The organism is Actinoplanes sp. CA-131856 (assembly GCF_050956135.1).
GTDB lineage: Bacteria > Actinomycetota > Actinomycetes > Mycobacteriales > Micromonosporaceae > Actinoplanes.
Map to the genome: position 1 here is coordinate 3,582,564 of NZ_CP191849.1, position 20,485 is coordinate 3,603,048.

At 69.8% G+C, this 20,485-nt stretch carries 26 protein-coding genes and 1 pseudogene; 8 read left to right on the forward strand and 19 right to left on the reverse strand.

The features are described 5' to 3' along the window. Positions 1-831, reverse strand: a complete 831-nt coding sequence (gene efeU, locus ACQP2X_RS16625) for an iron uptake transporter permease EfeU (protein WP_498697931.1) — start codon at positions 829-831, stop codon at positions 1-3. A 94-nt stretch (positions 832-925) separates the two neighbouring features. Then, entirely contained in the window at positions 926-1,309 is a 384-nt protein-coding gene (locus ACQP2X_RS16630; RefSeq protein WP_498697933.1) for a BlaI/MecI/CopY family transcriptional regulator, read from the reverse strand. A gap of 68 nt (positions 1,310-1,377) precedes the next feature. Here ACQP2X_RS16630 and ACQP2X_RS16635 point away from each other — a divergent pair, with 68 nt between their 5' ends. Continuing rightward, complete coding sequence (locus ACQP2X_RS16635; protein WP_498697935.1) at positions 1,378-1,887, forward strand: hypothetical protein; 510 nt, start codon at positions 1,378-1,380, stop codon at positions 1,885-1,887. On the opposite strand, the gene ACQP2X_RS16640 is transcribed toward ACQP2X_RS16635, so the two are convergent. Continuing rightward, positions 1,884-2,786 (reverse strand): DUF5996 family protein, encoded by a 903-nt coding sequence (locus ACQP2X_RS16640; RefSeq protein ID WP_498697936.1) that lies wholly within the window; start codon positions 2,784-2,786, stop codon positions 1,884-1,886. The genes ACQP2X_RS16635 and ACQP2X_RS16640 overlap by 4 nt on opposite strands. Before the next feature lie 52 nt (positions 2,787-2,838). After that, on the reverse strand, positions 2,839-3,396 hold the full coding sequence (locus ACQP2X_RS16645) for a dihydrofolate reductase family protein (RefSeq protein WP_498697937.1): 558 nt from the start codon (positions 3,394-3,396) through the stop codon (positions 2,839-2,841). 146 nt (positions 3,397-3,542) lie between these two features. Here ACQP2X_RS16645 and ACQP2X_RS16650 point away from each other — a divergent pair, with 146 nt between their 5' ends. Continuing rightward, positions 3,543-4,364, forward strand: coding sequence for a S1C family serine protease (locus ACQP2X_RS16650; RefSeq protein ID WP_498697939.1), 822 nt, complete (start codon positions 3,543-3,545; stop codon positions 4,362-4,364). Between the two features lie 105 nt (positions 4,365-4,469). After that, positions 4,470-4,751, forward strand: a complete 282-nt coding sequence (locus tag ACQP2X_RS16655; RefSeq protein ID WP_498697941.1) for a hypothetical protein — start codon at positions 4,470-4,472, stop codon at positions 4,749-4,751. Here the strand turns inward: ACQP2X_RS16655 and ACQP2X_RS16660 are convergent. From ACQP2X_RS16660 to ACQP2X_RS16730, 15 genes are all read right to left on the reverse strand, one after another. Further along, on the reverse strand, positions 4,732-5,157 hold the full coding sequence (locus tag ACQP2X_RS16660) for a hypothetical protein (RefSeq protein WP_498697943.1): 426 nt from the start codon (positions 5,155-5,157) through the stop codon (positions 4,732-4,734). The two genes, ACQP2X_RS16655 and ACQP2X_RS16660, sit on opposite strands and share 20 nt — an antisense overlap. 29 nt (positions 5,158-5,186) lie before the next feature. After that, the gene (locus tag ACQP2X_RS16665; RefSeq protein ID WP_498697944.1) at positions 5,187-5,375 is read right to left on the reverse strand and encodes a hypothetical protein; all 189 of its coding nucleotides are present in this window, start codon (positions 5,373-5,375) and stop codon (positions 5,187-5,189) included. Then, complete coding sequence (locus tag ACQP2X_RS16670; protein WP_498697946.1) at positions 5,375-5,596, reverse strand: hypothetical protein; 222 nt, start codon at positions 5,594-5,596, stop codon at positions 5,375-5,377. Before ACQP2X_RS16670 ends, ACQP2X_RS16665 begins: the two co-directional genes overlap by 1 nt. 83 nt (positions 5,597-5,679) lie before the next feature. Further along, positions 5,680-6,621 carry a GTP-binding protein gene (locus tag ACQP2X_RS16675; RefSeq protein WP_498697949.1) on the reverse strand — a complete coding sequence of 314 codons (942 nt, stop codon included), beginning with the start codon at positions 6,619-6,621 and terminating at the stop codon, positions 5,680-5,682. Next, positions 6,621-7,745: a GTP-binding protein gene (locus ACQP2X_RS16680; RefSeq protein WP_498697951.1), complete on the reverse strand. Its 1,125-nt coding sequence runs from the start codon at positions 7,743-7,745 to the stop codon at positions 6,621-6,623. Before ACQP2X_RS16680 ends, ACQP2X_RS16675 begins: the two co-directional genes overlap by 1 nt. Beyond that, positions 7,742-7,921 (reverse strand): 50S ribosomal protein L32, encoded by a 180-nt coding sequence (gene rpmF, locus ACQP2X_RS16685; protein WP_498697952.1) that lies wholly within the window; start codon positions 7,919-7,921, stop codon positions 7,742-7,744. Before rpmF ends, ACQP2X_RS16680 begins: the two co-directional genes overlap by 4 nt. Before the next feature lie 216 nt (positions 7,922-8,137). Continuing rightward, a complete protein-coding gene (locus ACQP2X_RS16690) occupies positions 8,138-8,986 on the reverse strand; it encodes an anchored repeat-type ABC transporter permease subunit (protein WP_498697953.1) in 849 nt (282 codons plus the stop codon). A gap of 1 nt (position 8,987) precedes the next feature. Continuing rightward, positions 8,988-9,707 (reverse strand): anchored repeat-type ABC transporter ATP-binding subunit, encoded by a 720-nt coding sequence (locus ACQP2X_RS16695; RefSeq protein ID WP_498697954.1) that lies wholly within the window; start codon positions 9,705-9,707, stop codon positions 8,988-8,990. Further along, a complete protein-coding gene (locus tag ACQP2X_RS16700) occupies positions 9,704-10,564 on the reverse strand; it encodes a choice-of-anchor M domain-containing protein (RefSeq protein WP_498697955.1) in 861 nt (286 codons plus the stop codon). Before ACQP2X_RS16700 ends, ACQP2X_RS16695 begins: the two co-directional genes overlap by 4 nt. 9 nt (positions 10,565-10,573) lie before the next feature. Then, positions 10,574-12,061, reverse strand: coding sequence for an anchored repeat ABC transporter, substrate-binding protein (locus ACQP2X_RS16705; protein WP_498697958.1), 1,488 nt, complete (start codon positions 12,059-12,061; stop codon positions 10,574-10,576). A 67-nt stretch (positions 12,062-12,128) separates the two neighbouring features. Continuing rightward, complete coding sequence (locus tag ACQP2X_RS16710) at positions 12,129-12,764, reverse strand: choice-of-anchor M domain-containing protein (RefSeq protein WP_498697960.1); 636 nt, start codon at positions 12,762-12,764, stop codon at positions 12,129-12,131. Continuing rightward, the gene (locus ACQP2X_RS16715) at positions 12,761-13,417 is read right to left on the reverse strand and encodes a choice-of-anchor M domain-containing protein (protein ID WP_498697962.1); all 657 of its coding nucleotides are present in this window, start codon (positions 13,415-13,417) and stop codon (positions 12,761-12,763) included. Before ACQP2X_RS16715 ends, ACQP2X_RS16710 begins: the two co-directional genes overlap by 4 nt. A gap of 133 nt (positions 13,418-13,550) precedes the next feature. After that, positions 13,551-15,080 carry a TIGR03773 family transporter-associated surface protein gene (locus ACQP2X_RS16720; protein ID WP_498697964.1) on the reverse strand — a complete coding sequence of 510 codons (1,530 nt, stop codon included), beginning with the start codon at positions 15,078-15,080 and terminating at the stop codon, positions 13,551-13,553. Further along, complete coding sequence (locus ACQP2X_RS16725; protein ID WP_498697965.1) at positions 15,077-16,048, reverse strand: WxL protein peptidoglycan domain-containing protein; 972 nt, start codon at positions 16,046-16,048, stop codon at positions 15,077-15,079. Before ACQP2X_RS16725 ends, ACQP2X_RS16720 begins: the two co-directional genes overlap by 4 nt. 53 nt (positions 16,049-16,101) lie before the next feature. Further along, on the reverse strand, positions 16,102-17,520 hold the full coding sequence (locus ACQP2X_RS16730) for a choice-of-anchor M domain-containing protein (protein ID WP_498697967.1): 1,419 nt from the start codon (positions 17,518-17,520) through the stop codon (positions 16,102-16,104). Between the two features lie 106 nt (positions 17,521-17,626). On the opposite strand from ACQP2X_RS16730, the pseudogene ACQP2X_RS16735 reads away from it, so the two are divergent. From ACQP2X_RS16735 to ACQP2X_RS16755, 5 genes and pseudogenes are all read left to right on the forward strand, one after another. Beyond that, positions 17,627-17,713 (forward strand): annotated as a pseudogene (locus tag ACQP2X_RS16735) (large ribosomal subunit protein bL28); the annotation flags it as partial. A gap of 41 nt (positions 17,714-17,754) precedes the next feature. Then, positions 17,755-17,922, forward strand: a complete 168-nt coding sequence (rpmG, locus tag ACQP2X_RS16740; RefSeq protein WP_498697971.1) for a 50S ribosomal protein L33 — start codon at positions 17,755-17,757, stop codon at positions 17,920-17,922. 152 nt (positions 17,923-18,074) lie between these two features. After that, positions 18,075-18,209, forward strand: coding sequence for a hypothetical protein (locus tag ACQP2X_RS16745; protein WP_498697973.1), 135 nt, complete (start codon positions 18,075-18,077; stop codon positions 18,207-18,209). Then, positions 18,203-18,376 carry a hypothetical protein gene (locus tag ACQP2X_RS16750; protein WP_498697975.1) on the forward strand — a complete coding sequence of 58 codons (174 nt, stop codon included), beginning with the start codon at positions 18,203-18,205 and terminating at the stop codon, positions 18,374-18,376. The genes ACQP2X_RS16745 and ACQP2X_RS16750 overlap by 7 nt, the downstream gene beginning before the upstream one ends. Next, positions 18,373-20,430 (forward strand): tetratricopeptide repeat protein, encoded by a 2,058-nt coding sequence (locus ACQP2X_RS16755; RefSeq protein ID WP_498697979.1) that lies wholly within the window; start codon positions 18,373-18,375, stop codon positions 20,428-20,430. The genes ACQP2X_RS16750 and ACQP2X_RS16755 overlap by 4 nt, the downstream gene beginning before the upstream one ends. Positions 20,431-20,485 lie beyond the last annotated feature (55 nt).

Here is a 20,485-nt window from a genome sequence, read left to right on the forward strand (position 1 = left end):
CTAGGACTGCGCGGGGGCGGGAACGGCGGCCGTCTTCGGCCGCAGGAAGAGGAAGAGAACGGGTACGGCGTAGACGACCCAGGCCACGACCTCGAGCACGGTCGCGGTCGGCGTCACGTTGAACATGCCGGTGAGCAGCGCGGTGTACCACGCGTTGGGGTCCAGGGCGCCGCTGATGTCGTACGCCAGATCGTTGAGACCCGGAACGACGGCGGCCTCCTGAAGATCGTGGACGCCGTATTTCAGGATTCCGGCGGCGACCAGGATCAGCAGGGTGCCGGTGACGGTGAAGAAGACCGTGAGGTTGATGCGCACCGCCGTGGCGTACATCAGGAAGCCCAGCAGAATCGCCGTGGCGATGCCGCCGAGGAGCGCGTAGAGCGGGCCGCCGTTGATGCTGGCGCCCTGCACCGCCGAGTAGAAGATGAGCGAGGTCTCGAGGCCCTCGCGGACCACGGCCAGGAACGCCATCACGGCCACCGCGAGCGAGCCGACGGCGAGGGCGTCACTCAGCTTGCCGCGCAGCTCCCCGGCGATGGACCGGGCGGCCCGGCGCATCCAGAAGATCATCCAGGTGACGAAGGCGACGGCCAGGATCGAGGTGATCGCCTCGAACAGCTCGCGGTGCTCGTACTTCTGCAGCAGCGTGGTCGAGGTGTAGCTGAGCAGCCACCCGAACCCGACGGAGAGCACGACGGCCAGGCCGACACCGGCCCAGACCTGCGGCAGCCGGTCCTTGCGGCCGGCCTTGACCAGGAACGCGATGACGATGCTGACCACCAATGTGGCCTCGAGCCCCTCGCGCAGGCCGATGAGGTAGGTGGCGAGCATGTACGGGTCCCCTCACTAAGGCGTGCCTAACCTAGCTACTACAGACTGTAGATTAGGGAAGGCTGGCCTTAGTGTCCAGGGGCGGTCCGGGTGATCAGTCCTCGTCGGCGCCGTCGAGCAACTGCCGCAGCAGATCCTCGTCGCCGGGCTTCAGCTCGCCGACGAAACGGCGCAGGACGGTCGCGCGGTCGGTGCCCGCGTCGAGCAGCGAGCCCATCTTGCGGGCGGTCACCGAGGCCTCGTCGGTGAGCGGCGCATAGCGGAACGAGCGGCCGTCCTTGTAGCGCGCGAGCAGGCCTTTCTCGTACATCCGGGTCAGCACGGTGACCACGGTGCTGTACGACAGGCGGTCGGTCAGCCGGCCCAGCACGTCGCGCGGCGTGAGCGACTGGGTCGCGTGGACCAGGACCCGGAGGATCTCCGATTCCAGCGCGCCGGCCTGACGGCGCCCGGGCGCCTCTTCATCGTCGGCGTGCACGTGCGCAGCATACCGAGATCGTCTGTGGCTGCTAACTTTTACAGCCTGTAGAAGAAAGGCCTTCACCGATGACGGCGACGCTCGGGAACATCCTGCTGGTGTTTCTGGCCGACCGGCCGGGAACCGCGCACGAGCTGCAACAACGCCACGCCCAGACGTTCGGGCGGGAACGCTCGGTCGACATCGCGCGGGTGCTGGCCGCGCTGCGCCGGCAGGAGCGGCTCGGTTACGTCGGCACCGAGGCGCCGGCCCAGCCCCGGCGCCCGGTGGTGTGCTTCCTGACCGACGCCGGACACGCCCGCCAGCGCGCCTGGATGCTCGGCGTGCCGGCCGACGTCACCGGCGAGGACGTGATGGCCCGAGTGCTGCTGGCCACGGCGGCGGCCGACCGGGAGACCTTCGACGCCGTGATCGAGTCGTGCCTGACGGCCCTCAAGTCCCAGCGCTCCCGCACCCGCCGGCCCGCCATGCTGGAGGCGGGCAGCGCCCTCACCGAGTACGAGGACGCCGTCGCCGCCTCGCTGGTGGCCTGGCTGCGGCGCCTCGCGGGCCGTCCCCGCCGGCGCGACGCCGCCTAGCCGCGCTCGAGGGTCCCGCGGTCCCACTTGGCCAGTTCGGCGGCCGCCTCGTAGGTCGAGCGCAGGAAATCGGTCAGGGCCGCGTCCGGGTCGGGGGCCGAGGCGACGGCCTCGTAGGGCAGCAGGAACTCCCGGATCGTGGTGTCGTAGTGAGCGGCCTCCGGGCGTACCGGGAAATCGTTGTAGCCCTGGGGTTCGGGATAGGCGTACGCGTAGAAGGCGCCCTCCTCGCCACCGCCCGGCCAGAAACCGAAACTGGCCAGCTCGTGGGAGTAGGCCTCGTGCATGACCGACGGCGGGCAGTTCGGCGCGCCGCCCGGATGTTGCGGGGCGACACGGCCCGAGAACCGGGTGTACGCCAGGTCCATCGAACCCCAGAAGAAATGCACCGGGCTCGTCTTGCCCAGGAACTCCCACCGGAAGCGGCTGAACACCCGCTCGACCTGCAACAGCTGCCGCCAGAAGAGGCGGGCGGCGTCACCGTCGTACGACCTGTGGGTCTCGTCCTCGGCGAACGGGATGGCCGGGTCGACCTCGTTCGGCACGGGGTGGATGACCGTCTCGACGCCCAGCTCGGCCAGGGCGAGCATCGTCTCGCGGTAGAAGACGGCGACCGTCTTGGGTTCGAGCGTGACCGTGCGTGACCGGCCGTCGCTCATGCTCACCCGCAGCACCTGGTCGAGGAAGTCGAACTCGATCTCGAAAGACCCGTCTCCGTACGGCACGGCGGAGGTGGTCAGGCCGCGCGCGCTCGGATAGAGCGTCACGTGCCACCAGTGGTTGACCGCCGGCGCGTGCGCCATGCGGACCTTACCCACGATCTGCGTCCACATCTGCAGCGTGTCACGGGTGTCCACCCAGTCGGTCACCCTCAGTCGCGGCCACTCACTGTTTCCCATCGCCCGAGCCTGCCACAGACGACCTGCGACAACCCGGCGATGGAGCTGTGATTCAGCGCGCGCGGCGGTAGTGCATGTCAACCGCGCCGTTACGGAGCGGCGTGGCCGAGATCAGCTCGAGCCGGCGCGTGGCGGGCAGCCCGCCATGGTGCAGCGTGGGACCGTGACCGGCGATCCGGGGATGGACGAGCATCCGGTATTCGTCGATCAGGTCGAGCCGGTCGAGCTCGGTGGCGAGCTTGCCGCTGCCCAGGAGGACGCCGTCCGGGGTCGCGTCCTTGAGCTTCCGCACGCCCTCGCCCAGATCGCCGGTGATGTGGTGGCTGTTGGCCCACGGGAAGTCGGTGCGCGTCGACGACACCACGTACTTGGGTTTGGCCTCCAGCTTGGCCGCCCACTCGCGCTCGGACGGCACCGCCTCGACGTCGCCGCGGGCGACGGCCGGCCAGTGGCCCTCCATCATCTCGTAGGTGACGCGGCCCCACAGCATGGCGCCGCTCTCGTCCATGAGCCGGGTGAACAGGGCATGGGTCTCGTCGTCGGCGATCCCTTCCTGGTGGTCGACGCAACCGTCCAGGGTGACGTTGAGGCTGAAGGTGAGAAGTCCCATAGCCGGCGAGCCTATCGTCCCCACGTCCTTCGCTCCGCTTTCGGTCCGCTCCGCTGAAATAGGGCGCAAGGGCGGGCGCTCGGTGATGCCCCCAACCCCGGACGCCCGCCCGCTCCAGCCGCCAGCTTCAGCTAAGGAGCCGCACCATGACGATCAGAGGCCTGGGGCCTGTCCCGAGCGGCCCCGACTTCGACACCCCCGCCTCCTCTTCTCCGCTTGGCATCTCTCCTTCCTCGCCGGCCGCACTCGGCACGGCCCGGCGCTGGCCTGTGGTGGTGGCCGGGGGCCTCGTGGTCGTGGCCCTGGCCGCGGGGGCCGGCGGCGCGGCCGGCTACGTGGCCGGGCGCGACGACACGGCGGCGGCGGCCCCGGCTGTCACCGCCGACCTGGTGGCGGCCGCGGCCAGGGCCCGGCCCGGCGTGGTCTCGGTCCAGGTGGGTAACGGTTCCGGTTCCGGTTTCGCCTTCGACGACCAGGGCCACATAGTCACGAACAATCACGTCGTGGCCGCCGGCGGCCCGGTCGGCGTCGTCACCGCGGACGGCCGCCGCCTGCCGGCCACGGTCGTCGGCACCGACCCGGGCAACGACATCGCGGTCCTCCGGGTCGACCCGGCCGAGGGGCCGCCGCCGCTGTCCCTGGCCGCCGCGCGCTCCCCGCGCGTGGGCGAGCAGGTCCTGGCCGTGGGCTCCCCGCTGGGCCTGTCGGGCACGGTGACGGCCGGCATCATCAGCGCCGTGGACCGCCCGGTCCGCCTCGGCGGGGCAACCGGCCGCACCGCGATACAGACCGACGCCTCCATCAACCCCGGCAACTCGGGCGGCCCCCTGATCAACGCCCGGGGCGAGGTCATCGGCGTCAACACCGCCATCGCCACCCTGGAGGGCGGCGGCAACATCGGCATCGGCTTCGCCGTACCCATCGACCGGGCCCGCCAGGTGGCCACCGACCTCATCAACCGCGGCTGACCTCGGACAACCTTTCTGCTGGCCGGCGTCGCGCCGAGCCCGGCAGGGCATGGTCGTGAGCCGGTCCGGGCATCGCAACTCGCTATCGGTGCCTACGATGCGCGTATGGCCGTCATCGATCTCGACTCGCCGGCGCCGGCCGGAGCGCGGCGGCGGGGGTCCGGGCCGCGGGCTCTGGGCGCGGTGGCGGTGGGGGTTCTGCTGCTCTTCGGGGTGTCGGGGGAGGTCAACCGCGGGTCGGGACATTTTGAGGAAGCGGTGTGCGACTACCTCAACGAGCTGCCGTCCGGGGTGAGCGGGAGCCGGGTGGTCGTCGACGCGTCCACCGGTGAGGTTCTGCAGACCACTGTCATCACGGGCGGGTGTGTCACCACGACGGGTGGGTAGCCCGGGGTGCGTTGCTGAGGGCCAGGATCGCGTAGCCGAAGGCGACGCAGATGGACTGGACCACCAGCACGAACACCGTGTAGACCAGTGTGGCCTGCCAGTTCGAGGGCTGGTAGTGGATGTCCGACAGGATGATCGGGTCGCTGAAACCGCGGTGCATGGCGCCGTACCAGATGCCGCCCAGCACGCTCGTTCCGATGTCGCCGGCGGTCAGCACGAACCAGAGCAGGCCCCACGGTATTGAGCGGAACGCCTGTTTCAGGACCGGCAGGAAGACCGCGAAACCGGTCAGGGCCAGGCCCACCACCGAGGCGACCACATAGCCGACGGCGTCGTTCGCCTTGATCGAGCCGGCGATCGACTGGATGGACAGCCACGCGTCGGTGACGCTCAGGACGAAGCCCACGGGAAGAATGGCCCAGGCCAATCCAGGTCTCACTGTTGCCGTCCGAGGAAGAGTGCGAAAACGATGACGACGGCGAGGAGCGCCGCGGCGAAACCCGCGATGATCGGCACCTTGTTGGCGGCCGCCGACCGCGGGGGTGGTGCCAGCGCTTCGAGGCGGGCGACCAGGAACTCGGCGCGCCGTACGGCCTCCTCGAGCCTTGAGACCAGAGGGTCCATCACTTGTCCCCATGCATGATGATCAGGAAAAGCCCGACGGCGAATCCGGCCAGCAGGACCATGATGTAGCCGTACTCGGGAAGGCCGAACGTCCTTCCCGAGCGGGCGTTGTCGATGTACCAGAACAGCAGGCCCGCCGCGGTGAAGACGCCGAGGAAATAGCCGAGGATGTCGGCCATCGTGTCGAGCACGCCGCCCCCGGCGGCGAGAACCGCGTTCATGGCAAGGACGTTGACACAAGATCTGGAACGGAGGATTCGTCCTTTCGGGCTATTAGGGACAGGTCACCCGGTAACCGAAAGGCCTACCCTTTCCGGGTCGGCGGGCAGGCGAAAGGGTCGGGCAGGCGGCGCCAGGCCTCCTCGCCGTCGGCCAGTTCGTAGTCGGTGAGCAGGCAGCGGCTCAGCACGCGGTGGAGGTGTACCGGGTCGAGGTCGATGCCGATGAAGGCCAGGTGGTGGTGCCTGTCGCCGTAGTACGGGTCCCAGTCGATCTCGGCCGCCAGGCGGCGTTCGGTGTCGACGTCCGTCCACTGGTCGAGCGGCAGCGCGTCGAGCCAGCCGCTGACCGGGCCGAGGCTGAGCTCGCCGGCCGACTCCCACGTCATCGCCAGGTCGGGGCGGCTGGCCAGCCAGAAGTGACCGCGCGAGCGCAGCACGTTCTCGGTCACGTCGTCGAGGGCGTCGTGCAGCCGCCCCGGATGGAACGGCCGCCGGGCGTGGAAGACGCATGAGACGACGCCGTGGTCCGGGACGGGCTCGTGGACGCCGACCGCCTGGCCGCGCAGCCCGCGGGTGACCGGCGCCAGCGGCTCGGTGCGGCCTTTCGTGGTCGGGACGCCGTGCCCCGCCCAGGGGGCGATCCGCCGCAGCAGCACCCGGATCTGCTCGGTCTCCCATTCGTCGTCGCCCTCGCGCCGGCCGGTGAGCAGCACCGAGTCGGCCTGCTCGATCTGCCGGGCCACCAGGTCACCGATCGCCGACGCGCAGGTGAGGCCGTCCAGCACGAGATCGGCCGGGACGACGGTGGTCACGCTGGGTGCGTTCGCTTGCGCGGTCCATGCCGTACGGACCTCGTCCGGCTCACAGTCCTCGGGAAGCACCACGACGGTCCCGTCGGGCGCGGCGATCGCCTCGTCCAGCGAGGCGCAGCAGAGCAGCGTGCGGCTCGGCTCCGCCGCGAGCAGGGTGTGCGCGGCCTCGGTGGTGGCGTGCGGCCAGAAGCCGCCGAGCATCGTGACGGCCATCAGTGCTGGTGGACGAGGTCGAGCTCCCAGGACGGGAACGGGTCGGGCAACAGCCGCCAGGCGCCCGGACCGGCGGCCATCTCAGCGGGGGTCAGCAGGCATTGGCGCAGGCGGTCACCGAGCTCGCCGATCGGCAGGTCCACCCCGATGAAGACCAGTTCCTGCCGGCGGTCGAGCTCGTCGCCGGGCGCGCCCATCGGATCGAGGCGGCCGTTCGGTCCGGCCTGCGACCACAGCGCCACCGTGTCCGGACGTGTGGCGAGCCGGAGAAAACCTTTGGAGCGCAGGACGCCGTACGACTCGATCGCCGTTTCCAGAAGCTCCCACAGCCGCTGCGGATGGAACGGCTCGTCCGCCCGGAACAGGAGGCTGCCGATGCCGTACTCGATGGTCTCGGGAATGTGCCGTCCGTTGAGCTCGGCCACCCAGCCCGGCGCGGTCTCGGCCGTGGCCATGTCGAAGCGGCCGGTGTGCAGCAGTTCCTTCGGATCGACCCGTCCCATGACCGAGCGGATCTGCCGGGCCGACGGGTTGAGCCGGGTCACGAGGGCCTCGACCCGCTGGAGCTCGGCCATGCTGACCAGGTCGGTCTTGTTGATGACGACCACGTCGGCGAATTCCAGCTGGTCGACCAGCAGGTCGGCGATGGTGCGCTCGTCACCTTCGTACGCGGAAAGGCCCCGATCCTCGAGGGTCTCGCCGCCGTCGATGCGAGCGATCAGATGCGGAGCGTCGACGACGGTGACCATGGTGTCGAGGCTGGCCACATCGGCCAGCACCTGGTCGTCGTCGACGCCGAAAGCGAAGGTGGCCGCGACCGGCATCGGCTCGGAGACGCCACTCGACTCGATGAGCAGATAGTCGAACCGCCCCTGCCGGGCCAGCGCGGCGACCTCCCCGAGCAGATCGTCGCGAAGCGTGCAGCAGAGGCACCCGTTGGTCATCTCGACGAGCCGCTCCTCGGTCCGCACGAGCTGAGCGTCGATGTTGACCGCGCTCATGTCGTTGACGACGACGGCCACCCGCATCCCGTCCTGGTTGGCGAGCACGTGGTTGAGCAGCGTCGTCTTGCCGGCTCCGAGAAACCCGGAGAGCACGGTGACCGGCAGCTTGCCCGCACTCATCGGGGCTCGACCACCTGACGGCCGCGGTAGAGCCCGCAGTGCGCGCAGACCCGATGAGGCACGACCGTCTCGCGCCGAGGACAAGGGCACTCGGCCAGCGCGGGCACGACCGCCTTCCACTGAGCGCGCCGGTGCCGGGTGTTGGAGCGCGACGTGCGCCGCTTGGGGACAGCCATGGGTTCCTCCGCTAGTTGAAAACGATTGTCATTATAAGTTACGGACAACACCTCGTGTTCCCCACCCATCCGGCGTTCGGCGCGACACGCCAAGCGCGGCTGGCGGCTGATCGGGCTGTCGCCTGCATTCGAAGGCACCCCCGAAGACCGGTACGACGGCTGTACCGAGCTCGCCGGTGTCGACGAAGAGATCGGCTATGCCTCGGGGTCGTGTGATCAGGTGGTCAGGCGGGCCACCAAACCGTGGCGTGGGGCGGCCACGTGGGCCAGGAGGAAGGCCGCGGTCAAGGTCAGCACGATGGTGCCGCCTACGGGGAAGTCCCAGGACCAGGAGACGTAGAGGCCGATGGTGGCTCCGCCGGCGCCTATTGCCGGGGCCAGCAGCATCATCACGGGGAGGCGGTCGGTCAGCAGGCGGGCCGTGGCGGCCGGCGTCACCAGCAGGGCCAGGACCAGGATGTTGCCGATCGTCTGCACGGCCATCACCACGGCCAGGGTGACCAGCACGTAGAGGACCAGGTCGAGCCAGAAGACCTTCAGGCCCAGCGCCCGGGCCATCTCGCGGTCCAATGTCACGGCCACGAACTCCTTGTGGAGCAGGGAGACCGCGAGCAGTACGGCGATGGTGGTGCCCGTGACGACGTACAGGTCCCGATCGGGAATGCCGGCGATGGAGCCGAAGAGGAACTGCTGGAGCGAACCGGCGTAGCCGGGAGCCCGGGAGATGACCACGATGCCCAGGGCGAACGCGGCCACGAAGAAGATGCCGATGACCGAATCCTCTTTGAGGCGCCGGTTCTGGGCGAAAACCGTGACCAGCAGAGCCGTCACGACGCCGGCGACCGTGCCGCCGACCACGAGGCTGCCGGAGAACAGGAACGCGATGGCCAGGCCGGGGAACACCGCGTGGGCCACGGCGTCGCCGATGAAGGCCATGCCGCGCAGCACCACGTAGCAGCCGACCACCCCGCACATGACGGCGGCCAGGGTGGCGATGGCCAGCGCCTTGGGCAGGAAGGCGAGATCGGGGTTGGCCAGGTCGGACAGGAACTGCAGGGGCGACACGTCACGCTCCGACGAGTTTGAGAAGGTGGCTGCCGGGGCCGACGTCGAACGTCCGCATCCAGGCCTCGGGATCGCGCAGCTCCTCGGCCGGGCCGTCGGCGATGACGGTGCGGTTGAGCAGGATCAGCCGATCGCAGGTGTACGCCGCGGCGGCCAGGTCGTGGGTCGCCATGACCACGGCCCGATCGTGGGCCAGGTCGGCGAAGAGCGCGGTCAAGGTCTCCTGCGACGGCATGTCGAGGCCGGTGAACGGCTCGTCCAGCAGCAGCACGGGCGGCGACAGCACCAGCGCACGAGCAACCAGAACCCGTTGGCGTTGCCCGCCGGAGAGTTCGCCGACCGGGCGTTTGCGCAATTCATGCAGTTGTACGCGGTCGAGCGCGTCCCAGACCGCCTGCCAGTGCCCGGCGCGCGGGCGGCGGAACAGGCCGATCCGGCCGACCAGACCACTGAGGACGGTGTCCTCGACCGAAGCCGGGAAGTCCCAGGTGAACTCGTGCCGCTGCGGCACGTAGCCGGCGGCGGAACCGGCGATCGTCACCCGGCCCCGCCGCAGCGGGACCAGGCCCAGCGCGGCCCGGATCAGCGTGGTCTTCCCCGCACCGTTGGGGCCGAGCAGGGCGACGAGCTCACCGGCGCCGACCCGGAGGCCGACGTCGCGCAGCACCGGACGGCCACCGAGGTCGGCGTCCACATCGGTCATTTCGAGGGCCGCGCTCATTTGGCCGCCCGCTCTTTCTCGGCCCGGCGGCGCACGCCCGACTGCCGGACGGCGACGACCACGATGACGAGAACGGCGAGAGCGCCCGCTCCCGCGAGGAAGGGCGTCACATTCGTACGGGATGAATCCGCGGCAGCGGCCTGGACCGAAGGCAGAGGCTGGGTGAACGCGGCCGCGCGAGCCTCGGCGGGATCGGTGGCGTCGCCCACCGCGAAGCGCAGAACCGTGGAGGAGGAAGCGGTCGATCCGTCGGCGAGGGCGGCCGAGATGTCGAGGGCCAGAAGATAGACGCCGGGCCGGCCGAAGACCCAGTTGGCGTGGGTGTGCGTGTTGGTATCGACCCAGATCGGCTGTGGGTACGGCCCGGCCGAGCTCCACAACACCTGCGGCGCACCGAGATTGCCGGACTGCAGGAAGACGGCGACGTTCCCCGGTCCCTGAACGCCGCGAAGGCTCATGGTGACGCCGCGGTCGATCGCCTTGAGCACTCCCGGATCCTGAGTGTTCCAGCCGATCCAGACCACTCCCGCCTTCTCGGTCTGCGGAACGACGTACACCTGAGCTCCGGGCTTCTCGCCGAGGAAGGCGTACGCCTCGTCGTCCGGCACCGCCTGCCGCGCGGTGTCGCGGACCCGGAGCACGGCCTCGGCCGGCTCGCGCCACACCGACGGAACCGTGTGGTCGTCGTGAATCCGAACCGTCCACCGGCCGTCCCGATAGTGCGGTCCTATGTCGACATGACCGCCGTCCAGTACCGCGTCACCGCGCGCCTGCGCCTGGTCGGCGGCGGGCGGCGGAACGGTCGGCGTGACGCCCAGGACGGCGGCGGCGGTGAGGCACAGCAACGATGGCAGCAAGGCGGATCCTCAGGTCAGGCAGCGGTGAAGGGAGTCGGCGTTGAAGCGCATCATCGCCACGTAGCTGGTCACGCGGTCGTCGAAGGCGTCGCCGTAGATGTCGCAGACGCGCACCCGCTCCTGCCGGGCCACCTCGACCAGCGTCGAGGACCGCGCGCGCAGGTTCGGTTCCAGGAAGACGGCCCGCACCCGCAGCTGCCGCAACGTCTCGGTGAGGCGGCGCCGGTCGGCCAGACTTGGTTCCACGGCCGGGTTCGGGGTCACAAAACCGGCGACCACGATGCCGTACGCCTTCGCGAGGTACCCGAACGCGTCATGTGTCGTCACCAGGTACCGGCGCGGCTCGGGTATCGAGGCGATCCGGTCGCGCACATAGTCGTCGAGCTCGGTCAGCTCGCGCAGATAGCGGTCGGTGTTGGCCCGATATTCGGCCGTGCCGGCGGGGTCGGCCGCGATGAGACTGTCGCGGATCAATTCGGCGTACGCCTGGGCGTTGCCCACGTCCTGCCACAGGTGAGGGTCGATCTCGCCGTGCACGTGGCGCCCGAGAACGGCCTGCGGGAGCTGGTAGATCCGGGTGCCCGGCCGGCCCAGGAAGCGCATGCCCGGCCCGGCCGGGACCTCCCGCAGGGCCTTGGTGGGAACCTCGATGACCGTGCGGGCCGGATCGAGCCGCTTGTCGTCGCTCAGCAGGTAGATCTCGCCGCTGTCGATGTCGGCGGTGATGTCGGTGTGCCCGTCGCGCAGGATGGTCGCGCCGGTCATGCCGGGCACGGTGTGCGGGTCGACCCCGACGGCGAAGGTGATGGTCTGCTCGCCCGTCGGCTTGCCGAGTCCGAGCTGGGCCCGCACCGTGAGGTGGTAGACGCCGGGCTCGGTGAAGGCCCAGCTCATGTGCATGTGCGCGTCCGGTGGGAGGACCACGGTTCCGCCGCCCTCACCGGGCTCTATGAATATGTCCGGGTGGCCGAACGACTCGGTCAGATAGGCGGTGAGCCGGCCCGGCCCGTCGACGCCGGTCGCGGAGAGCCGGATGTCCGAGGTGCGGTCGGCCCCGAACCGGGCGCCGTCGCCGGCGACGCGCAGCCCCAGCCAGACGGTGTCGAGCGAGACGTCCTCGACGAGCGGGATGATTTCGGCGGCGTACTTGGTGGCGCCCTCGGCCAGTGAGATCTGCTCGACGCCGCCGGGCAGGTTGGCGTCGAGGGTCTTGATGACGTTCTGCGCCTCCAGCAGCAGGTAGTTGCTGAACGCGAGGTCGGCGTAGACGACGTTGCGCACGTCGCGCAGGGTGGGCTCGTACGCGTGGGCGTCGGCGTTGTCCGGCACGATCGAGTCGACCCGCACGCGCCCGCCGCCGACGTGGCGAACGAGGTCGGCGAGGATGCCGGTGGTGGTGACGACCTGGACCCGGCCGTCGGCGTCGCTGAGGGCGGGCGGTGGTGTGCAGCCGCTGAGGGCGGCCAGCAGGGCGAGGGCGGCGATCGGGCGTCTCATCAGGCATTCCCGTACGGTGAAGTGGTGGGCCCGCTCCAATTCCGGTGGAGCGGACCCACGCTCGTTGTTACGGCAGGACGGTGAAGGTGAACGCCTTCGCGCCGGTGGAGACGGTGGCGCCCGTGGTGGCGAGGCGGCCGGTCACCTCGAAGGTGACCGTGTAGGTTCCCGCCTGGGTGAAGCCCCAGTTGGCGTGGGCGTGCACGTTGCGCGCCACGGTCCTCGAGTCGGGCAGGCCGTCGCCCGAGTCGTACAGCTTGGCCGGCGTGCCGGCCGAGACGGTGTAGACGCTCACCGCGCCGGGACCGGTGACGCTGCTGAGCTTGACCGTGACGGAGTTGCCCTGAAGCACCCCGCTCGGGATCTCGAGGGTGTTCCAGCCGGCCCACAGCAGCCCGGCCGTGCTCGCCTGCGGCAGCACCCAGGCGGTGGCGCCCGGCGCCCCGAGGAACGACCAGCCGCTCCCGCTGGGAACGGTGACCTTGGCCGCCGCCGGAACCTGGAGGACGACGTCGGCCGGGTCACGCTCGATGTCGGCGCCTCCGGTGCCGTCGTTGACGGTCAGCTGGAGCCCGCCGGAGGCGAAGTCGACGTCCAGAACGTCGACGTGCCCGCTGGTGAGCGTCACCGTGGCGGCGCTGGCCGGCGCCGAGGCCAGCCCGACGACGGCGACCACGGTCAGCAGCGCGGCGGCCGCCCTCACGGCTGCACCACCACCTTGTAGACGGCCGGATCCGACGTGACGGTGGCCCCTGTGGCAGCCAGCGTGGCCGTGGCCCGCACCTTGATGAGGTAGACACCGGCCTTCTGGAATCCCCAGCTGGCGTGCTGGTGCGCCCCGGCGGCCAGGCTGACGGCGTCGGGCAGTCCGTCCCCGCTGTTCACGAGCACGTGAGGGGTGCCGACCGCGTCCTCGGTCCAGACGGCCAGGCGGCCGGGCCCGGTGACCTTCTCGACCTTGGCCGTGACCGCGTCACCCGTGAAGACGCCGGCCTCGATCTCCTCGGCCGAGAGCCCGGGCCAGAGCAGATCCTCGTTCTGGATCTCGGGAAGAACCCAGACCTTGGATCCCGCGGCACCCAGGAAGGAGAACGTGGGATCGTCCGGGACGGTGGTCCTGGCGGCCCGCTTGACGAACAGCACGACGTCGTCGGGGTCGCGCTCGACATCGGGTTCGACGCTTTCGTCGTGGAGGCCGAGCTCGAGCGCACCGTCCTCGTAGGCGACGTCGACGACATCGACGTGCCCGGCGCTGATGACAACCGGGGTGGAGAAGGCCTGAGCCGGCACGGCGGTGCCCAGCAGAGCGGTGGCGAGCGCACCACCACCGACAAGCAGGCGAAGCGATCTACGCAAGTGAGTCTCCTCGGATTGAGCCCGGCTCGTTGTCGGCCGGATCGATACAAACCTTAATGGTTTTCATTTTCATTAGGAAGAGCCGGGTGTGGACTTCGAGGGCTTTGTGCCGTGCCGGCCCGGTTCTCGTGCCTCAGCTCGAGCGGGAAGGGTGGCGGCGCCGGGCGAGGACGAGGGCTGCCGCTCCCGCCGCCAGAAGCAGGACGCCGCCACCGGCGACGCTGACGATGTTCGCGCCGGTCTTGGCGAGGTTGCCGCCGCCGGCCGTGCCTTCGCCGGCGCCGCTTCCGTTACCCGTCCCGTCCCCGTTTCCGGCCACCTCGCCGTTTCCCGGGCCCTCACCGCTGGTTCCGGTGCCGGTTTCGGTGGCGTCGCCGACCGCGATGGTCAGTGTCCTGGTGTCGGAGACGGTCTTGCCGCCGGTCGTGGTGGCCGTCATGTCGACCGTCAGGCGGTAGAGCCCGGCCTTCGTGAAGGCCCAGTTGCCGTGGGCGTGCGTGTTGGGAGCGATGCCGAGCTGTTGGGGGAGCCGTTCGGCGGAGTCGAAGATGACGTCAGGAGTGCCGAAGGAGCCGGTGAGAAAAAGCTTGAAGTCCCCCGGTCCGTCGACAGCGCGCAGCTTCCAGGTGACATTGCCGCGGGTGCCGTCGACCACGGACTCATGCTGGGTGTTCCATCCCGGCCAGACGATGCCGGACTGCTGCGACTGCGGCAGAAGGTAGACCTGTTCGCCGGCCTTCCCGAGAAACGCGTAACCGGCCCCGGCCGGAACGGCGATCCGCGCCTTGTCGGTTGCCCGGAGAACAACATCGGCCAGGTTCCGCCAGACCGGGGGAGTGGTCGAGTCGTCCTTGAGCCGGATCGTCAGCGCACCCCCGCTGAGCTGCGGCCCCATATCGACATGCCCGTCAGAGATGACTTTCCGCGAGGCGCTGGCGGTGCTCTTCCCGGCGGTACCGGGCGCAGCCGCCGCCGCGCGATGCGGAAGGCCGGCTTCAGGGTCCGACGAGCCGAGGCCTGGTGCGGAACGGGTGGGTGGGCCGGGAACCGTGATGGCGTAGGTCTTTTCGGCCTGGGCTGGTCCTGAAGTGGTTCGGGCCTCGGCTCGCAACGTCACCCGGTAGTCCCCGGGAGCGCTGAAGGCCCACACCACGCCCCCGGTGCGGTGGCCGGCCGGGAGTCGAGTGCTGGTGGGGCCATCACTGTCCAGCAAGAGGGTGGGCCGGCCCCACGGTGTCAGGGTGTATGCGGCGAAGGCTCCGGGGCCCTCCATCGTGGCAAGGGTGAGGGTTGTCGCGCCGCCCGTCACCGCACGGGGATCGACTTCGGTTGTGTCGAACGCGGGGAAGCGGGAACTGTCGTCGCGCAGCGCCCACACCGGGGCTCCCGGGCGGCCCAGGAAAGCGAACGCCGGGTCGGCCGGCACCACGCCCACCGGCCCCTGCTCGGCGGTGAATCGCAACCCGGCCGGATCGGCGGCGCGGCCGGAGGCTGGATCGGGCGCGTTGCGGTAGGTCAGGTGCAAGGTGCCGGATCGCAAGGACAGGGCCACCAGGTCGGCGCCGTCGACGTTCGGGGGCGGGGAGCCGGCCGACGCCGGTGACGGGCTCAGCGCGGCGAAAGAGGCCGCTACCGTTACGGCGGTGGTGCGCAGCCGCTTCATGACTGTCCTTTCGTTGGCGGGGTCGAAGCCTGGTCCCGGCCTCGCTGCTCGGCGGCGGCAATGGCGGCGGCGATGCGGGAGCGGCGGCGCCGGCGGGTGAACAGCCAGACGGACAGCAGGGCGGCGGCTACCGCGAGCAAAGCCACCTGCGGCCACGGGATCAGCCAGAGCGTGTGGCGGGACTGCGTCTCCGGGGTCGACAGGAGGATCTGGTCGCGGAACAGCGGTGGCACCGCGTCGAGGCGGATCGAGGTTCTTATCGCGCCGCCGGGCAGGATCTCGGGTATCGGTGGGGCGGTCGCGGTCGTCGTGCCCAAGCCGAAGGGGCCGCTTGCCTTCGCGGCCGGGTGCGCTTTCAGACGTACGTTGCCGGTGTTCTCGATGGTGAAGGTCGCCGTCAGGCCGGGAAGGGTGAACGGGTTCCAGGTGGGGTGGGCGTCCAGGCGTACGTCGGTGATGGTCTGCGAAGGGCGCAGCGGGCCGGTTACCCGGAGGTAGACGCGAGTGCCCACTCGATGGTCCACAGTGAACTGGCCGTCGGTGCCCTCGGTCAAAGAGGCGACTATGCCGCCCGCGTGGTCGCCGGGGGTGGCGTTCGCGGGGACGGTCAGGGTCAGCGGGACTATGACTCGCGAGGAGCCGGGCAGGGTGACCGTGGTGCGGCCCAGCTTGATCCAGCGGCCGGTGTCCTTCGGGGTGGCGCCGCCTGCCAGCAGGTCGAAACCGCCGCCCGCGGTCGTGAAGGCGTCGCTGGCGTACAACCGAAGGGTCAAAGGCCTTTGGGAATGGTTGGTGACCGCTATGTGGTCGGTGAGGGTGGCGCCGGGGTCCAATTTGTAGTCCAGGGCCGTGCGGCCGTTGGGGGCCTTGGGGCCGGACGGCGAGACGGACCAGGTGAGGGATTCGGCGTGGGCGGGCGTGGGATGGGCCAGGACGGCCGTCAGGGTCAGGACCGCGGCGATACGCATGAAGGTCTCTCCGGCGGGGCGGCCCGGAGGCAGGAGGCCGCCCCGCGACGTCGTCAGATGGCGGTCAGGGTGAGCGTGCCGGTGTAGGTGCCGGCCGCGGTGTCGGTGGGAACGCTCAGCTTCAGCGCGGCGTCGAGCTCGGCGGTGCCGAGACCCTTGCCGGCGGCGGCCGAGGCCAGGACGGCGCTGTCACCCAGGCCGGTGCTGGGCTGACCGGAGACGTACGGCGTGGCGACCGGCCCGGCGATCACACCCTGCTGTCCGCCCTGCCGCGTGACGGTGGGCGTCCAGCCCAGATATCCACCCGCGAAGGTCTTGCCGTCGGCGCCGCGGAAGCCGTCGGCGACCTGGCCCGACGCGGTCCAGCCGGGCCTGGCCTGGCGCGTGTCGGTGACCGTCACCGGCCGCAGGGCGCCGGCCGACTCCCACCGGTCGCCGGACGCGGACAGCGTGGCGGCCGGCAGGGTGACGGCCCGGTCCCCGGGATCGACGCTGATCACGAGGGCGCCCTCGGTGGCGCTGATGGTCGCGGTCACCGACTTGGCGGCGCTGCTGCCCTCCGGCGGGAAAGCGACCCAGAGGGTGACCGGTTCGCTGGCCGGGCCGCCGTCGAGTGCCACGCGGTAGTCGGTGCCGTTCAGGGCCCGGGTGGCGGTGAAGCTGTACGAGGCACCGGTTTCCCCCTCGATCGGGGTGAAGTCGGCGGCCCCGGGCTTCTTGCCGAACCACTGGTAGCGGGTCAACGGTCCCTGCGGGGTCTGTACGGCTTGCAGGGTGACGGTGTCACCCGGCTGGTATTCGTCGGCCATGCCGGTGACGGTCAGTTCGCCGCCCGGTGCCTCGCCGACCTGGAACCGGTAGTCGACGGGGCCGGTGCTCACCGTCGAGCCGTTGGTCAGGGTGGCGTCGGCCTGGAACCGGAGGGTGTACGCGCCGGGCCGGGAGAACACCCAACCGGCGTGCGCGTGGGTGTGCACGGGGACGTCGAGCCGGTCGGGCAGGCCGTCGGCGCTGCGGAACTTGATGTTCGGCACGCCCAGTGAGGTCGTGTCGAACAGGGTGACGTCGCCCGGGCCGTCCGCGCCGACCAGGCTGAGGGTGACCTTGTCACCGGCGAAGACGCCGGAGTCGAGCTCGGTGGTGTTCCAGCCCGGCCACAGCAGATCCGGGTCCTGCACCTGCGGCAGCATCCAGATCTTGCTGCCGGGCGCGCCCAGGAACGAGAACGACGGCAGATCGGGCACCGTCGTCTCGGCCGCGGGCAGCACCTGGAACGTGACGTCGGCCGGGTCGCGCACCACCGACGGGCTGACCGTGTCGTCCTTGACCTTCAGCTTCAGAGCGCCGCCCTCGTAGTGCACGTCGACGGCGTCGGTGTGCCCTTTGGACAGCACCACCTTCTCGGCGGCCAGCGCCGGCGTGCCGCTCAGGATCACGGCGGCCGCGACCGCGCCCACGACCCATCTCTTCACGCATCGTCTCCCTCACTCATGATGAAAACGACTCTCGTTTTCGAGTGGGGACCGTAACATGGCGTGGGTTATTATTGAAAACGGTTTTCATTGTATGGTGCTCGCCATGTTCTTCATCCGCGACGTGACCGGCGCCAAGCCCAGCTTCGGCAATGCCGTGTCCCACTCCCACCGCCGAACCCGCCACCGCTTCCGACTGGCGGCCCGGTTGCGCGTGCAAGGGGTCAAGATCTGATGGCAAAGAGCAATGACGTACGCCCGGTCATCAAGCTGCGAAGCACGGCGGGCACGGGCTACACGTACGTGACGCGCAAGAACCGCCGAAACGACCCCGACCGCTTGGTCCTGCGCAAATACGACCCGATAGCCCGCCGCCACGTGGACTTCCGGGAGGACCGCTGACCGGTTGTGATTCATCGGGCCGTGCTCTCAGCGACGCCGCCTCGGTCAGGGTGGGCTGGAGAAGGTCTTTCATCCATCCGGGGGAGTGGGTCTGTTGCCGCAGATTGCTATACCTGCGGTGGCAGCGTGAGCCGGTGGAATGGTGACCTTTGATGGATCTTGGTGAGTTGTCGGGGGCGGTGGTCCCGTACCTGTCGGCGGCTGTCGCGGCGTACGGCGGTGCGGTGGTTCAGCGGGCCACGGACGCTGCGGTCGACGGCGGCGCGGAGGCGGTGCGCAGGTGCTGAAGGCGCTCACCGCAGATCCCCAGCTCGCCGACGACCTGCTGGTGATGGTGGAGCAGGCCAACCCCGCCGGTGACCGGTACCAGGTGTCGGTCATCGGCGGTAGCGGTTTCCAGATCGGCTCGCACAACACCCAGACCAATCTGCTGTCCCCGCCGTCGGCGACATGAGCCCGGATCCGGTCGCCCGGGTGTCCGGTAGCAGCGGATTCCAGATCGGCGACCACAACACCCAGCACAACATCGGCGTCGACGCGTCGACGCTGCCTGTCCCTCAGGCGACCGGCAACGGCGCGGTCGTGCACAATCTGCCGCCCGCGTCGGCGGTGTTCGAGGGACGTGACACCGCCGCGCTCGACCACCTGCTCCGCGGGGAGGGTGGCGTGGTGCTCGGTCAGGCGGCGGTGTACGGCCTGGGTGGGATCGGCAAGAGCGAACTGGCCAACCAGTACGCTCGTGCGTACGCCGACCGTTACCGGCTGATGTGGTGGATCACTGCCGATAACCGGCAGGCGGTCGGGCTGGGGCTGGCTGCGTTGACCGCCCGGCTGCATCCGGTGGCGACCCTGGCCGATGCACAGGCGTGGGCGCTGGGCTGGCTACAGGCCAACACCGGCTGGCTGCTGATCCTCGACAACGTGGAAGTCGTCGCCGACATCGACGACCTGCTCGGCCCTTTGGCCGGGCGCGGCCACGTCCTGGTGACCACGCGTCGTCATTTCGGTGATGTGCAATGGCGCCGGCTCGGGTTGCGGCCGCTGCGGCTGGAGGTCCTCGACCGTTCCGCGAGCGTCCAACTGCTGAATGAGTTGACCGGTCTGGAGGACCCCGGCGGCGCGGACCAGCTGGCTGATCGATTGGGCGATCTGCCGCTGGGGCTGCAACAGGCGGCGGCTTACATCGGCCAGCACGATGGCATGACCTACGACGACTACGCACAACTTCTGGTCGAGGAGTTCGACCGCGCCGCCCGCGCCCCCGACGACGCTGGTCAGCGCACGGTCGCGGCGGTCTGGACCGTAACCATGGCGGCCATAGCCGATCGGAGCTCGCTCGCGGTCGACGTTCTGGAGGTGCTGGCGTGGCTTGGCGCCGACCCGCTTCCCGAGGTCGTTCTCCAGCCATTGACCGGCAATCCCCGAGATATGGGGGATGCCCTGGCCGCACTGGCGTCCTATTCGATGATCGGTTGGCGCTCGGGAGCGGTCACCGTTCATCGCCTCGTTCAAGCCGTCACTCGCAGCCGAGCCGTTACAGCCGGCAATGACGGCGACGCTCGCGACATGGCGATCAAGTTGCTTGTGGACGCGGTGCCGTCCGATCCGGGTACCAACGTGGCCGGGTTCCCCCTGTGGGCGGCTCTGCTGCCCCACGTCGAGGCGCTGTCCGACCGGCTGCCGCACGACCACGCTTCAGTGGCTTTTCTCTACCTACTGGATCGGAATGCCACCTATCAGCAGTATCAAGGTAACTATGCCGCCGCTGTAGCGGCTTTCGAGCGAGTGGGTGCCGACACCCTGCGGATCCTCGGTCCTGGGCACCTGAACGCTTTGATCTCGCGCGGCAACCTAGCCGTCTGCTATCGGCAGGCCGGTCGCACCGAGGACGCCATCGCGGTGGGGGAACGGGTAGCCGTCGACAGTGGGCAGATTCTCGGTCCTGAGCATCCACACACGCTGACGGCGCTCGGCAACCTCGCCGTCAGCTATCGGCAGGCCGGCCGTACCGGCGAGGCCATCGCGATCGAGGAGTTGCTTGCCGTCGACAGCGAGCGGATTCTCGGTCCCGAGCACCCGGACACCTTGATCTCTCGGGGCAACCTCGCTGCCTCGTATTGGCAGGCCGGCCGTACGGGCGAGGCCATCGCGATCGAGGAGTTGCTTGCCGTCGACAGCGAGCGGATTCTCGGCTCCGAACACCCGCATACTTTGGCCGTGCGGTGCAACCTCGCCTCCACCTACCGACAGGCCGGTCGAACGGCGGATGCCATCGTGATCGGAGAGCAGGTGGTCGACGATCTTGAGCGCATCCTCGGACCCGAAAACCCGCAGACTTTGAACGCGCAGGCCAATCTGGCCGCCTCCTATCAGCAGGATGGTCGCACCGCTGCTGCCATCGCGTTGCTGGAGCGTTGCCTGGCTGCCAGCGAGCGGATCCTCGGCCCTGACCACCCGGACACGGCGGGAGCTGTCCGTACCCTTCGTACGTGGAAAAACTCCGGCTGATTTATCTACTTCGATCATACTGAGGCCGGTCGGCGGCGATCCGGGTTACGATCCC